Origin of the sequence: Algoriphagus winogradskyi, from assembly GCF_900182815.1 — a bacterium.
GTDB lineage: Bacteria > Bacteroidota > Bacteroidia > Cytophagales > Cyclobacteriaceae > Algoriphagus > Algoriphagus winogradskyi.
In genome coordinates, this window is sequence record NZ_FXUA01000002.1 from 773,360 (window position 1) to 786,065 (window position 12,706).

Here is a 12,706-nt window from a genome sequence, read left to right on the forward strand (position 1 = left end):
TTTTCACCGCACAATTCCAATTCTTTACTCCTGCTAATACGCAGCCATGAAAGAGAAAAGAGAGAATCTTTCTTGGGTATCTGTCAGGTTAAAACCGGAGATCTATACCCGATTGAAAGAGGAAAGTCAGTCATTAAAGATGTCACTGAGTCAATTGATCAGGATGAAGCTGAGCAGTGAAGAAACCAAAATCATTGATCTCAACGGACTCCTGAATTCCATTGAAAAACTAGTCTCTGAACAGGCTCGGGTGAACAACAATATCAACCAATTGGCAAAACATGCCAATACCTATAGGGACAAAATTTCTCCCTCTGTTTTTAAAGATCATACCATGCTAATGTCAAAGCATATCGAGCACCGAGATTTTATGAACAAGCTTTTGAAACAAATCTATCAAGCAATCAGATGAGGGCAAAAATTCTTTCCAGTACGAGCAGTTTCAAGGGCGTGACTTACAACACTAACAAAACCCAAAATGAAAAAGGGGAGCTGATGAGGTTGCGCAATTTTGGGTATCTCCAGGACACTAAAGAGATAGGTCCAAACGAGGTGAAGAACTTTTTGATTGCTCACTCTAATCGAAATTCCATAGTCAGAGACAAGCAGTTTCATGCCATGATCAGCTGCAAGGAAAGAGAATATACAAAAGAGGAGCTGACTGATATTGCTCATGAGTGGGTGGATAAAATGGGCTATGGGCAGAATCCATTCTTGATAGTTTTTCACAAGGATACGTCCAATAACCATGTCCATATAGTGTCCTCAAGAATTGATAAGGGAGGAAAGAAGATCAATGATTCTTTTGAAAAAATAAGAGCTCAGGAAGCGATCAACGAGATCATGAGGTTGAATCCAAAACAGGAGGCCAATAGAGCAACTGAAACGCTTCAAGAATTCAGAATCAGTACCAAGGCTCAGGGAATGATGCTCTTAGAGAATCTTGGATACAAGCTTTTGAAAAAGGATCAACAGCTGGAATTGATCAAATATGGATCAGTTCAGGGGCGAATCCCTATTTCTGAAATTAATGAAAAGCTCCAATCCTATGAATTGGATAAGACTAGAGCTAATCAGCTAAAAGCAATTCTGAATAAGTATTCCAAAATCTACAAAACTGACCCAATTCCATTATTTGAACCGAAACACGGGAGTGTATCAGATAAGCATCTCGGTTATCGCTCGGATTTAGGGGATTTCCTTTCAGCCAAGTTTGGCGTTCAATTGATTTTTCATGGGAAGGATGCAAAGACACCTTACGGCTATTCCCTGATTGACAATGCCAATAAGATTGTATTCAAAGGAAGTGAAGTGTTTCCAATCAAGCGCTTGCTTGAAGCGGGAGGGAAGCAGCAAGCATATCAAACGGACAAGTCTAAGACAATTGATGTCATTGAAGGTAAGGTAAAGCTAAGGTCAGTATTCAACGACTTTTCTACTATCCCGCAAGGATTAGAGCATCATTCATTAAGGTTTGAGCGAAAGGAAGGAGATACTTACTTGAAGACCTCACAAGGATTTGTTTCCACCAAGGATATTCTTCAGCCAAAGCAACTACAGGCTTTGGAAGATTATTTAGACCTATCCGAGGAGCATTCTATAAGACAAAGCCAGGACGAATTTGACTTGATACCCATACTACATGTAGCCAATGACGAAGATGATGAAGCTACCCATGGAAGGAAAAGAAGGAAAAAACGCAATAGAGACAATGAAATCACCAGATAAAAAAATAACCATGATCATTCTATTTGCCAATCAGAAAGGAGGCGTCGGTAAAAGTACCTTGGCAGTGCTCTTTTCCAACTTTTCAGTCCAAAAGAAGAATAGGAGGGTGAAAGTCATCGATATGGATTTTCAGCAGTCTTTGTATAACAAGCACCTTAATTCTGACCTGTTGGAAAATGAGAAGCTGTATGAAGTAGAGCTATCGAAAATTTCAGGTTTCCGGAATATCAGCAAGGTAGCAACTCGGAATCCAAACCTGCTTACTGTCATTGATCTGGCAGGGACGATGGATGATGACAATCTGGTACAGGTTTTTAAAGATTCAGGGTTGATCATATGTCCCTTTTGTTACGATGAATACAGCGTGACAAGCACTTTTGAATTTTGCTATGTGGTCAAAAAGATAAACCCGGAGAGCAAAATCATTTTGATCCCAAACCGAGTGAAAACTTCGGTAAAATATGAGACACTGGACAGTGTCAATCAGGCACTGAGCAAGTTTGGGGAATTGACCTCACCGGTTTCAGATAGGATTGATTTTCAAAGAATAACTACATCCTACTCTCCAAAAACATTGGATCCAATTCTCGATCCAATTTTCAATAAAATATTCAACGACTACATAGACGAATCCTCATGGGAAGTGGAAACTATATAAACAAACTAGTACAAGGAGTTCGAGGCAAAATCCCTACGCCTGGGGAAGAAAAAATGCCAGAATCCATCAACAGTGGAAAGGTAGAAAAGGAGGAGAGGAATCCAGAAGTGGATGAGCTATTAGAGCGAATTCGGGACTATAAAGTAAATGGAGAAAATCGCAGACTGATACGAATGGATTCTAAAATAGAGGATGTCTTCAAACACGTGAATTACCTGTTTGGGATCAAGGTCACCTCTCTCGTGAACTATGTATGCTGGGATTTTCTGGAAAACAATCCTGAGCTGGTCAACGAAATCAAAAAATCACTAAACCAACTAAAGCTATGAATTGGACAGATTTCTTTCTATACCTAGCCCTTTTCTATGTAGTGTACTATGCGGTCAACGTCGTCATTGATGTGTTAAGGACACCGCATCGTGCCAAATCTCAGGAAAGGCCTTCTTATGCATTCCAGTCAGATCTATCAGAATTTGACGAAAAGCCAATGGTCGTTGAGGAGGAAGATTTTGTCAACAAATCAACTCCAAAATCTGAAAAACCCGCTTCAACTAACGCAGAGGGTAAAGAGGAGAAAATGGAATTCAAGGAGACAAATCCTGTCAAGTCAACGGGCGGGGTGACTAACCTAGATTCCTTGTTTGCTCTGGCAAAAGAGAACTCAATCGAAATGAAAAAGAAAGTAGTGTTCTCATGAAGGTAAGTCATTTTCTCATTTGCTCCCTGCTAATTCTCTCTTTGCCTAGCATGGAATTATTGGCGCAGACTCCTCCGGGCGTGGAAGAATTCCAAGAGGTAGAATCAGATATGGAATCTTTCTACGTCGCATTATCAAGACTATCTCTTGTTACCGGTGCCATCTCAGGGTTACTGGGAGGCCTGAGGGTTTACAACAATTGGCAGATGGGCCGACATCATATTGATGTAGAGGTAATCAGCTGGTTCGGAGCATGCTTGTTTCTCGCAACTGTCAGCTTTTTTCTTAGCGGACTTTACGGAGTTCCACTTACCTAAAACTTTACAACCAATTCAATATAGTCCATGAAATATTTTCTTACTAAAACCACAAATATCATGTTCAACAGAACTACAAAAAAGATCTCATGTGCCTTAGCAATGGCCATTGTTTCAATTTCTTCACATGCCCAGGGAGTACAGGGAATTACTGCTGCTGAATCCTCGCTATTAACCTACGTGGATCCTGTCGCAAGTCTTTGCCTGGTGATCGGTGCAGTGGTCGGGATTATAGGAGGTTTCCGAGTGTACAGCAAGTGGAATCAAGGCGATCAGGATATCAACAAAGAGTTGATGGGATGGCTGGGTTCCTGCATTTTCCTAGTACTGGTGAGTGTGGTCATCAAAGCATTTTTCGGTGTCTAATGGCTAAGCAATTTCCAATATATAAGGGGCTTCAAAAGCCCCTTATATATCGTGGATTTCAAGGAAAATTTATCGGATGGGGAATTTCCTCATTGATTATCGGAGTCGTGCTGGGTGGAGTTATCGGAAGTTTGACCAGCATGATTGCAGGAGGTGTAATCACAATTTCAGCAATCGTAATTGGTCTATTGGTTACTTCTCAGCAACAAAAAAAAGGGCTGCATAGCAAAACAAGGCATGTAGGAGTATTCCAAATCGCAACATCCTTAAAACCTAAAAAATGATATTGAAGAATAAAAGGAATGAATTTAAGTTGCCCTATGCAGGTATAGAAACTGAATTCAAAGGATTCCATCTACTTTTTAATCTAAATGGGGATTTCGGATTAATTCTGAAACTTGAAAACCCTGTAGTCCAATATTCAGCAGATCCTTCCAGGTACGACTTTTTTCACCAGCAATATACGAACGTCATCAAAATATTAGGTGAAGGTCATTTGATCCAAAAGCAGGATGTTTTTTCCACTGAAAGCTATCATGAGGATAATTCAAAGGAGTACCTGCAGAGGAAATATGATGAACATTTTCAGGGTAGAGAATATGTTTCTCACAATACTTATTTGATTATCACCAAGCGGTCAAAAGGAAGGTATAGTGAAAAATCAGTGAATGATTTTATTCAATCCATCGGAAAAGTTACAGACCTTTTTGAGCGATCAGGGATTAAATCTAATGCTCTGAATAAAACAGAGATTGACCGCTATGTGAAAAGGATTCTCAGTATGAATTTCTACCAGGATAGAATTGTACTGGACAATTTGTTACCGGTGGAAAAACAAGTGGAAAGTGGCGATAGGGCATTCCGATCTATTTCGCTGGTTGACACCGATAAGGTAGAGCTTCCCGAAACGATAGCATCCCATTCAGAAAGAAGTGACAAGGATAGCCTCAAAGGATTTCCAGTTGATAACATGGGTTTTCTATTTGATGTCCCAAACTTCCAAACCATTGTTTACAATCAAGTCATCGAGATCGTAGAGCAAAGACCAACCCAACACAAACTTGAGGTCAAGCGAAAGCGACATTCAGGAATACCAGATCCTGCCAATGATATGTGTGTCCAGGACATTAACAGGTTATTGGAGGATGTGACAAGGAACAATCAGCTTTTGGTCAATTGTCATTTCAATGTTTTGGTTTCGGCTCAGAAAGAACATATCCAGGGAGCTTGTAACTATGTAGAATCGTCCTTATTTCAGCAGGGGATTATTGCCAACAAAAATTCTTACAACCAATTGGAGTTGTTCAGGACTGTCCTTCCATGCAATACAGCTGAACTGAAAGTTTACGATTATTTTTTGACCACTGCAGATGCTGCATTGTGCTTTTTCTTTAAAGAATCACTGAATCAAGATGAAAAAAGTGGTTTTCAGATTCGATTCACCGATAGACAGGGAATCCCCTTGAAAATTGATCCCTCAGATTTGCCCATGCAGACTAATCGGATCAACAATAGAAACAAATTTGTATTGGGGCCTTCCGGGTCGGGCAAATCATTCTTTATGAATGCGCTGGTGGAGCAGTATTGCATGTGGAACAAGCAGCCTGATCCTAAGTGGTTGATGGATGTGGTGATCGTGGATACGGGACATTCCTATTCAGGACTGTGTCAATATTACAATGGCAAATACATTACCTACACCGAAGAAAAGCCCATTACCACCAATCCTTTTGCCATTGCTGAAGAGGAATACAACATCGAGAAAAAAGACTATCTCCTGACGCTTGTTTCACTTCTATGGAAGACAGCTGAAGGTACCGTTTCACAGGTGGAAGCCGATGTGATCTCGTACACCATTTCAGCTTATTATTCTTCATTTTTCTCTGATAAAGGCAAAATTGATCGGCTTTGCTTCAATAGCTTTTATGACTTTGCCCTAGAGACAATTCCGGAAATTATGGAGCGTGAGCGAATCACATTTGAACTGGATGAATTCCGATTTGTGCTCAAAAAATTCTACCAAGGAGGAGAGTTTGAAAATCTGCTAAACGAAGAGGTTGACCAATCCTTATTCACCGAATCCTTTGTGGTTTTTGAAATTGACAGCATCAAGGAGCATAAGGTTCTATTTCCAATAGTGACGCTCATCATCATGGATGTATTTATCCAGAAAATGAGATTTCGAACCAAGTACCGAAAAGCTCTGATCATTGAAGAGGCATGGAAGGCCATCGCTTCTCCTTTGATGGCTGGGTATATTCTGTATCTGTATAAAACGGTTCGGAAGTTTTGGGGTGAGGCGATTGTAGTAACTCAGGAACTTGGAGATATCATTGGGAATGAAGTGGTGAAGGATAGTATCATCAACAATTCTGATACGATTTGCTTGCTAGACCAAACCAAGTTCAAAGACAACTATTCACAGATTGCTTCTTTGCTTTCCATCAGTGAGAAGGAGCGAAGGAAGATTTTTACCATCAACCAGCTGGACAACCAAGAAGGGCGTGGCAGATTCAAGGAAGTTTACATCAGAAGAGGGGCTACAGGCGAGGTATATGGAGTTGAGGTTTCTCTGTTCCAATACCTAACCTACACCACGGAAAAGCCAGAAAAATCGGCAGTAGAAATTTATGCCAATGCATTTGGAGGCTATAAAATGGGTTTGGACGCATTTGTAGAGGATTATACTACTTCTAATCTGAGTCTTCATAGTTTTTTCGAAAAGGTCAACAAAGAAGGATCTCCGCTCACTGATACATTTCTTTCACCGAATTACCGCATAGCATGATGAGGCATCTTCAACTGCTCATATTGCTGCTTTTCTCAGGGTCAACATTTAGTCAGACCGTTTATGTGGACCCGGCTGTTTCGGCTGCCACCGCCGCCCATGCTTTAGTTATAGACTCACAGCTTGAGGCGACTAATGAAAGGATGACTTTGATTGAGCGGGGCCAGCTGGCAATCACTGGAAACCTGACCATTGTCAATACGATGCAGGACAAAATCTACAAAGGACTTTCCGAGGTCAGTTCCATTTTGACCAACCTTTCCAATGTCAAGGAAATCGCACGAATGGCGACTGCCATTTCAGGAGATTTAAATGATGTGATGGAATTGGCGGGTGAGAATCCTGCTTTACTTCTGTTTGCCGAGCGAAACGCTACCATGTTTCAACAACGAGCAACTTCCCTAGCCTTGGAGGTCAGTTCTTTTGTCCTAAAGGGTGGAGAAAATAACCTTATGGATGCCGGAGAAAGATCCAAGTTGATCAACCAAATCTTGAATGAAATGGTAATCCTGAGGTCCTACACCTATGGCATGTATCGATCCATGTACTTTGCCCAGATGAAGGGAGTTTTCAAGGCCTTAAATCCTTTTCAGGGATACATCAATTTGGATATCCAACTCGCACAGGATATCGCCAGAAAAGCCAAAACCCTACAGCCATGAAAACCTTGATTCTAAGTTTAATTATTCTGTTTGCCAATGTCGGGACAAGTCTTGCGCAAACGAATGTAGCCTTACTTCATCAGTTGGTAGAGGAATCTAAGTCCGAGTACAATTTGCAAAAGGAGGCAAAAACAAATCAGGGAAAAAATGCTGTCAATGAGGAGGTCAATAACAACCTAGTTAAATCGGTCAAAGAAAAATACAGAAGGGTTCAGGAACGATTTGCCAAGCTTTCCATTGTCATCGATGCGATTGGAATAGGTACAACTGCTGGACCTTTGGTCAATTCCATCATTGATAACCAACAACAGATCCTGTATTACTGCAAGCAAGATCCTGCTCTCCTCCTTTTTGCAATCGAGACAGAAAAGCTCTTTGTCCAGAAATCCTATTCATTGATGAATTACCTCCTCGGTCTTTCGGCCAGCATAGGGGTGGTCAATCAAATGAAAGTCTCAGACCGAAGGATTCTTTTTCAGCACATTATTGAGGAACTGAGAGAGATCAATGGTATTTCTTACAACGCTTCCCAATCTCTAAAGCATCATTTACAGGGAAACTTAGGAATCAATCCTTATCTGGGATATGTGGCTACAGAAATGGGACTGGTAAACGAAATCATTCAAAACGCCAAAACACTTGCCAGATGAAGAAGCTCCTTTTCTTTTTGCTGTTTATCAATATCGCTCAGGCATATTCTCAATCAGTGACGGTGGTATTTGACAGAAACCATTTTGCGATTGTCAATGCAAATGCCGCTATGAGGAATGTCAGCGAAATAGGATATCACCAAACGTTGGATGTCATCAAGCAAAATACGGATGATATCGTTGTCAATTCATCCAGCCTGGCAATGGTTCAGACGATGATAGTCAAGTCCCTAACTCAGGTCAATGAAGGATTTAAGGATGCGATTCAGGTAAAGATGATTGGTGAGACTGTCTTGGATATCAAATCAATTTCAGCTGAGGCATTTGAGCTTGCCTCTAATAATCCGCTCCTTTTTCTTTTTGTCGAAGAATATACAGCTCAAGCTAAATCTAGAAGCATCAACCTTGCTGCCGAGGTGTCAAGCTTAATCCTAAACGAGGGTGATAATCTGCTGATCAATTACAATGTCCGGGACGAACTTTTAGATACTGTCCAGAAGGAACTGCAGGTAATCCGCGCTCTGATGCTTTCCGCAAAAAACAGCATCTATTGGGCGAAAGCCAATGGAGTAATCCGATCACTTAACCCCTATCAATCCTACGTCAACAAGGATTTAGGGCTGATCAATGAAATTATCATCAAGCAGAAAACTCTTACACGATGAGAACCTTACTTACAATTTCTATCATTTTTTGCATATGTCTCAAGAGTCATGGACAGACTTTAATTAAGGATAAAGCCATTATAGCCCAACAAGAGAGAATGGTTTTCAAGCAATGGGATGAAGACAAGTTTTATCCAAAGCCCATCAAAGTTTTAGGAATCCCTATTAACTACTTGTGGTACTCAACTTGGGCATTGCATCCCAATTATCCAGGCCTAGACAGAAGACCTTTATCAGCCAGCGGAGAGCAGACCCAGAGGCTTGGGTTGGCTGCTGCGATGCAGATCTCTTCCGACTACTATAAACAGCATTCGGATACTGTTAAGAATTTGGCTAGTGCAGAAATAGCTCGAATTTCAGGTGCTCTTTCGGCCTCGGATCCTCTTTATCAACTCTATTATAAGAAGGAACTTAAGCCGTTGGAAGACCCTGTTTCCTCAGCTTTTCAGGGAATTTCTCCAGAGGTAGTGGAGTACATGACCGACCATGGAGCCTATCGATGGTACTTGGACAACATGACATCTCTTTCCGAGCGCTATGGGTTTTCAAAGACCTTAGATATGGAGCGAGGTCAGCGAATCCTGATGTACCACAGGATTATGCTTGAAATGAGAGAAGTCCTTGAAAAATGGCAGTACAAGCTTGATATGTCAACCAATATGCTAGCCTTCCGGAAGCTCCATGAGCGGAAAGCAAATGGGGAGATCACTCTTTCAAATCCGCATGATGAAGAGGACATAGCCAAAAAAATCGCCAATCAAACCCAAGTCCTGAAATGAAGAAGCTTTTCACCGGAATTTTAATGTTCCTGGGCTTTTCGATCACGGGATTTGCCCAGTCTGTCAACCATGACGAGTACAAGGAGACTATCAGCTACTTGCAGGGAAACAGTATTTACGATAGAGGTGTGATGACCTTTTTCGAAGAAATGAGAGATTATGGATTTGCTCATTCCGACCCTTTTATCAGGGATGCGCAGACCTTGGCCTGTATTTTCATGCTGATTTTTTTCAGTCTAAAGTGCTACGAAATGATGGCAGGGGACAAGAGGTTGGAAATCATGCCGCTTTTAAGACCCTTCGCCTTGGTGATCCTGCTCATGTGGTGGCCAATTTTCTGTCAGATCATTGCTTTTCCCACTGATTTAATTGCGGCCAAGACAGAAGCTCTATTCAGTACGCAGAACGACACTAATAATTCTCTTCGTCTTGACCGTGCCGCTTATATGGTGGAGATGGGTGATCAGCTGGTAGAATACCAAGCAGTAACTGAAATGGCTTCGGATCAGGCTGAGGATTCAGATGAGGATTTGGGAACTGTGATCGTGGACGGTGTAAAAGGGTTCTTTTCAGACCAAATCCTTTCACCGATTATGCAAATGCGGATCAGAATGCAAACCAGTCTTCAACTGCTGGTAACTCAGATTATTGAACTGATTGCAATGTGGATTCTGAGGATTTGCGTCTATATCATTTTCATGATCCAGATCATTTATTCTACTGTGCTGGTCATTCTTGGTCCTTTTGCGGTGGTGGTCAGTATCCTACCGGCTTTTCGAGATGCTTTTACTACCTGGATAGCCCGTTTCGTCTCGGTCAATCTTTATGTAGGTGTCGCTTTTTTGATCCTATATATCACTGGAAGGCTCCAGCAATATGCTTTGGAAGTTGAAATCGATAAGTATGAGTATTTACTTTCCACAGGAGGCGGAGTGGATAGGCTTGAAAAGATGGCTTGGTTTGCAGGAAATGGCTTGCTGAGCTTCGGGCTGGTCATCGTCGCTTTTTTCGTCAGTGCCATTGCAATTCTGACAGTTCCCTCCATATCCACTTGGATCATATCTACTTCAGGTATTTCATCAGCTGCAACCACTGCAGGAAGAATGGGATCATCCGCAACCAAAACCATTTCCAGAGCTAAAGTAATCTAAGCATGATCATCAAAAACATAGAATCAAAAATCAGGTTGGCAACCATACTTTCTATTGGAAGTTTTTTGACCTCCATCATCATTTGCGGGTTTGTATCAGCCTATGCCTATCAACAGGTAGCTAACGCGAGACAGTCCATCTATATCCTGGATAACGACATTCCCATTTTGGCGAAGCAGACCAATATGCAAATGAACCGACCAGCAGAGTACAAAGCAGCAGTGGACTTGTTCCACAGCCTCTTTTTTAACCTGACTCCCGATGATAAACACATCGAATATCAGATGGAAAAGGCCATGTACTTTGTGGATGAAACCGGAGTAGGCCAATACAACAACCTGAAAGAGAAAGGTTATTTCAATTCCATCCTTTCATCAAGTTCAGTTTTGTCTATTCAGACAGATTCGATTGTAATTGACCAAAACAGGTTCCGCTATTACGGCAAGCAGAAGATCGACCGAAGAAGCGCAACGATCACCAGATCTATTGTCACTGAGGGTGATTTGATCGATATACCCAGGAGCGAAAACAACAGCCATGGGGTATTGATCACGAACTGGAAAACCATAGAAAATAAAGACCTCTCCAATGTTTCGAAAAATACCTTCTAAAGTAAGAGACACGACCGTGTTCCAAGAATTCAAAAATGAATTCTCGCCACAGGTAAAAGTACTCGAGGGGCTGGCCAGGGCCTTTCTGGACCGGCATGCGAAAGTAATTTTTAGCGTTATGATCCTTCTTATTGTGGCTTCTTTCATTCTGACCTTTTTTGTCCTTAAGCCCACATCGGGCGATCAGTCCCAAGGCAATAAAAAAGGACTGAATGCCATTCCCAGTGATTTGGGCGGTGAACTTTCAGCCCTGCAAGAACTCTCTTCTCGGGCAATTCAGATGAACGAATTGAAGACTCAGATTGAACGGATCATATCCCAGGAATCCATTTCAAAAGAAGATTCCATTTACCTAGAAAAAGCGATTGAACAATTGCAATACTTTAACAATCAACCGAAAGAAGATGAACATTGACTTTAAACAGCCAAAATACATTCTGCCGATTATCATGCTTCCCTTTTTGTGTTTGCTGTTTTACGGCTATAAATCATTCAGCAAGGACAGCCCAAACCAACCCATTCAGGGAACAAGCGGTATCCAGGCTCAGATAGGGAAAGTTTCAGAAAAGATCCAAAACAAACCGATTGACACAAAACTGGATGCGTCGCGGGAAACTTATAAAAGGAAGAATGACGGCTACACTGCCATCAAAGGATTGGAACTCGATATCGAGGAATCCAGTCAGATCAAGAGCCTATACAACGAAGAGGAAAAGAGGCTATTGGATTCCATTGACAATGCCCTAAAAAACTCAAGCTTTTATTCAAACCCATCTAAATCCAGCGACCCGGTTCCACCAGTTTCCCAAGGAAGTTCCAGGCAGAAAAGCTTTTCTGAAGAAGATGAAGAACTGTTGCAGGCTATCAACCAATTGGAGGGAGCAAAAACAACTAGCCCAGCAAATAAATACGAAGACCCAATGGATCTTTTCAGGGCTCAGATGGCCGTGATAGATTCCATTTCAAAAGCGAGTGACCCGGCCTTTCAGGAAAAACAGCAAAAAGAGAAAGAGTCAGAAATACCAAAGCAGGAAACTGAAAGGGATGTTTACCGAGTCCAAAAGACCAATGGTTCGGCAACAATGTTCAATACCATCACCCGAGAGAAAAAGGGGAGGTTTATTGAGGCGATTATTGACCAGGATATCAAGAACGAAACTCTTGGGGCAAGATTGAGAATCCGACTTTTGGATGATATACTGATCGGTAACGCCCTCGTGAGCAAAGGAACTTATCTCTATGCACTTATTTCTGGGTATCAAGCCCAACGGGTGAAGCTTACCATTTCATCGGTGATGGTTGGCGACCAGATTTATCCCATTGAGCTTTCGATTTATGATGTGGACGGGATGGAAGGGCTCTATGTTCCGGCCAGTGCCTTCAGGGAATTTTCCAAAGAACTCGGTAGCAATACCACTGGAGGAATGAGCATCAACATGCAGCAAAACTTGGATGATTTAAGCCAGCTGTATATGTCAGCCCTTCAGAAAATGTTTACCTCAACTTCTCAGGCAGTTTCCAAGACGATCAAAAAGAACAAGGCCAATATCAAATATGGAACCTCAGTCTATCTGATCGATCCCAACGAATTGCAGGAAAACGAAAAAACGATCCAAAACCAAAACTGATCCGCC

At 41.7% G+C, this 12,706-nt stretch carries 17 protein-coding genes; all 17 read left to right on the plus strand.

Annotation, left to right across the window (positions count from 1 at the left end):
- Window positions 1-46 precede the first annotated feature (46 nt).
- The 17 genes from QOL76_RS07865 to traM are packed head-to-tail and all read left to right on the plus strand — an operon-like array spanning window position 47 to window position 12,700.
- The gene (locus QOL76_RS07865) at window positions 47-412 is read left to right on the plus strand and encodes a plasmid mobilization relaxosome protein MobC (protein WP_184495506.1); all 366 of its coding nucleotides are present in this window, start codon (window positions 47-49) and stop codon (window positions 410-412) included.
- On the plus strand, window positions 409-1,728 hold the full coding sequence (locus QOL76_RS07870) for a relaxase/mobilization nuclease domain-containing protein (RefSeq protein WP_184495507.1): 1,320 nt from the start codon (window positions 409-411) through the stop codon (window positions 1,726-1,728). The genes QOL76_RS07865 and QOL76_RS07870 overlap by 4 nt, the downstream gene beginning before the upstream one ends.
- A 10-nt stretch (window positions 1,729-1,738) precedes the next feature.
- The gene (locus tag QOL76_RS07875; protein WP_184495508.1) at window positions 1,739-2,386 is read left to right on the plus strand and encodes a ParA family protein; all 648 of its coding nucleotides are present in this window, start codon (window positions 1,739-1,741) and stop codon (window positions 2,384-2,386) included.
- On the plus strand, window positions 2,365-2,715 hold the full coding sequence (locus tag QOL76_RS07880) for a hypothetical protein (RefSeq protein ID WP_283412424.1): 351 nt from the start codon (window positions 2,365-2,367) through the stop codon (window positions 2,713-2,715). The genes QOL76_RS07875 and QOL76_RS07880 overlap by 22 nt, the downstream gene beginning before the upstream one ends.
- Window positions 2,712-3,083, plus strand: a complete 372-nt coding sequence (locus QOL76_RS07885) for a hypothetical protein (RefSeq protein ID WP_184495510.1) — start codon at window positions 2,712-2,714, stop codon at window positions 3,081-3,083. The genes QOL76_RS07880 and QOL76_RS07885 overlap by 4 nt, the downstream gene beginning before the upstream one ends.
- Window positions 3,080-3,400 (plus strand): DUF4134 family protein, encoded by a 321-nt coding sequence (locus tag QOL76_RS07890; protein ID WP_184495511.1) that lies wholly within the window; start codon window positions 3,080-3,082, stop codon window positions 3,398-3,400. Before QOL76_RS07885 ends, QOL76_RS07890 begins: the two co-directional genes overlap by 4 nt.
- A gap of 27 nt (window positions 3,401-3,427) precedes the next feature.
- Entirely contained in the window at window positions 3,428-3,766 is a 339-nt protein-coding gene (locus tag QOL76_RS07895) for a DUF4134 domain-containing protein (protein ID WP_283412425.1), read from the plus strand.
- The gene (locus tag QOL76_RS07900; protein WP_184495513.1) at window positions 3,766-4,050 is read left to right on the plus strand and encodes a DUF4133 domain-containing protein; all 285 of its coding nucleotides are present in this window, start codon (window positions 3,766-3,768) and stop codon (window positions 4,048-4,050) included. Before QOL76_RS07895 ends, QOL76_RS07900 begins: the two co-directional genes overlap by 1 nt.
- Complete coding sequence (locus tag QOL76_RS07905; RefSeq protein ID WP_221444496.1) at window positions 4,047-6,554, plus strand: TraG family conjugative transposon ATPase; 2,508 nt, start codon at window positions 4,047-4,049, stop codon at window positions 6,552-6,554. The genes QOL76_RS07900 and QOL76_RS07905 overlap by 4 nt, the downstream gene beginning before the upstream one ends.
- Window positions 6,551-7,216 (plus strand): hypothetical protein, encoded by a 666-nt coding sequence (locus tag QOL76_RS07910; protein WP_246388425.1) that lies wholly within the window; start codon window positions 6,551-6,553, stop codon window positions 7,214-7,216. The genes QOL76_RS07905 and QOL76_RS07910 overlap by 4 nt, the downstream gene beginning before the upstream one ends.
- Window positions 7,213-7,866 carry a hypothetical protein gene (locus QOL76_RS07915; RefSeq protein WP_184495514.1) on the plus strand — a complete coding sequence of 218 codons (654 nt, stop codon included), beginning with the start codon at window positions 7,213-7,215 and terminating at the stop codon, window positions 7,864-7,866. The genes QOL76_RS07910 and QOL76_RS07915 overlap by 4 nt, the downstream gene beginning before the upstream one ends.
- Window positions 7,863-8,531 (plus strand): hypothetical protein, encoded by a 669-nt coding sequence (locus QOL76_RS07920; RefSeq protein ID WP_184495515.1) that lies wholly within the window; start codon window positions 7,863-7,865, stop codon window positions 8,529-8,531. The genes QOL76_RS07915 and QOL76_RS07920 overlap by 4 nt, the downstream gene beginning before the upstream one ends.
- A complete protein-coding gene (locus tag QOL76_RS07925) occupies window positions 8,528-9,310 on the plus strand; it encodes a TroA family protein (RefSeq protein ID WP_184495516.1) in 783 nt (260 codons plus the stop codon). Before QOL76_RS07920 ends, QOL76_RS07925 begins: the two co-directional genes overlap by 4 nt.
- Window positions 9,307-10,461: a TraJ family protein gene (locus QOL76_RS07930; protein ID WP_091692301.1), complete on the plus strand. Its 1,155-nt coding sequence runs from the start codon at window positions 9,307-9,309 to the stop codon at window positions 10,459-10,461. The genes QOL76_RS07925 and QOL76_RS07930 overlap by 4 nt, the downstream gene beginning before the upstream one ends.
- Window positions 10,462-10,463: 2 nt before the next feature.
- The gene (traK, locus tag QOL76_RS07935) at window positions 10,464-11,072 is read left to right on the plus strand and encodes a conjugative transposon protein TraK (protein ID WP_184495517.1); all 609 of its coding nucleotides are present in this window, start codon (window positions 10,464-10,466) and stop codon (window positions 11,070-11,072) included.
- Window positions 11,050-11,487 (plus strand): hypothetical protein, encoded by a 438-nt coding sequence (locus QOL76_RS07940; protein WP_139235862.1) that lies wholly within the window; start codon window positions 11,050-11,052, stop codon window positions 11,485-11,487. The genes traK and QOL76_RS07940 overlap by 23 nt, the downstream gene beginning before the upstream one ends.
- Window positions 11,477-12,700, plus strand: coding sequence for a conjugative transposon protein TraM (gene traM / locus QOL76_RS07945; RefSeq protein WP_283412426.1), 1,224 nt, complete (start codon window positions 11,477-11,479; stop codon window positions 12,698-12,700). The genes QOL76_RS07940 and traM overlap by 11 nt, the downstream gene beginning before the upstream one ends.
- Window positions 12,701-12,706 lie beyond the last annotated feature (6 nt).

Bases quoted from the DNA above. Each gene is read 5' to 3' on its own strand.
- traM (WP_283412426.1), top strand. From the start codon at position 11,477: ATGAACATTGACTTTAAACAGCCAAAATACATTCTGCCGATTATCATG.
- QOL76_RS07895 (WP_283412425.1), top strand. From the start codon at position 3,428: ATGAAATATTTTCTTACTAAAACCACAAATATCATGTTCAACAGAACT.
- QOL76_RS07910 (WP_246388425.1), top strand. From the start codon at position 6,551: ATGATGAGGCATCTTCAACTGCTCATATTGCTGCTTTTCTCAGGGTCA.
- QOL76_RS07925 (WP_184495516.1), top strand. From the start codon at position 8,528: ATGAGAACCTTACTTACAATTTCTATCATTTTTTGCATATGTCTCAAG.
- QOL76_RS07920 (WP_184495515.1), top strand. From the start codon at position 7,863: ATGAAGAAGCTCCTTTTCTTTTTGCTGTTTATCAATATCGCTCAGGCA.
- QOL76_RS07905 (WP_221444496.1), top strand. From the start codon at position 4,047: ATGATATTGAAGAATAAAAGGAATGAATTTAAGTTGCCCTATGCAGGT.
- QOL76_RS07890 (WP_184495511.1), top strand. From the start codon at position 3,080: ATGAAGGTAAGTCATTTTCTCATTTGCTCCCTGCTAATTCTCTCTTTG.
- QOL76_RS07865 (WP_184495506.1), top strand. From the start codon at position 47: ATGAAAGAGAAAAGAGAGAATCTTTCTTGGGTATCTGTCAGGTTAAAA.
- QOL76_RS07900 (WP_184495513.1), top strand. From the start codon at position 3,766: ATGGCTAAGCAATTTCCAATATATAAGGGGCTTCAAAAGCCCCTTATA.
- QOL76_RS07880 (WP_283412424.1), top strand. From the start codon at position 2,365: ATGGGAAGTGGAAACTATATAAACAAACTAGTACAAGGAGTTCGAGGC.
- QOL76_RS07915 (WP_184495514.1), top strand. From the start codon at position 7,213: ATGAAAACCTTGATTCTAAGTTTAATTATTCTGTTTGCCAATGTCGGG.
- QOL76_RS07870 (WP_184495507.1), top strand. From the start codon at position 409: ATGAGGGCAAAAATTCTTTCCAGTACGAGCAGTTTCAAGGGCGTGACT.
- QOL76_RS07940 (WP_139235862.1), top strand. From the start codon at position 11,050: ATGTTTCGAAAAATACCTTCTAAAGTAAGAGACACGACCGTGTTCCAA.
- QOL76_RS07930 (WP_091692301.1), top strand. From the start codon at position 9,307: ATGAAGAAGCTTTTCACCGGAATTTTAATGTTCCTGGGCTTTTCGATC.
- QOL76_RS07885 (WP_184495510.1), top strand. From the start codon at position 2,712: ATGAATTGGACAGATTTCTTTCTATACCTAGCCCTTTTCTATGTAGTG.
- QOL76_RS07875 (WP_184495508.1), top strand. From the start codon at position 1,739: ATGATCATTCTATTTGCCAATCAGAAAGGAGGCGTCGGTAAAAGTACC.
- traK (WP_184495517.1), top strand. From the start codon at position 10,464: ATGATCATCAAAAACATAGAATCAAAAATCAGGTTGGCAACCATACTT.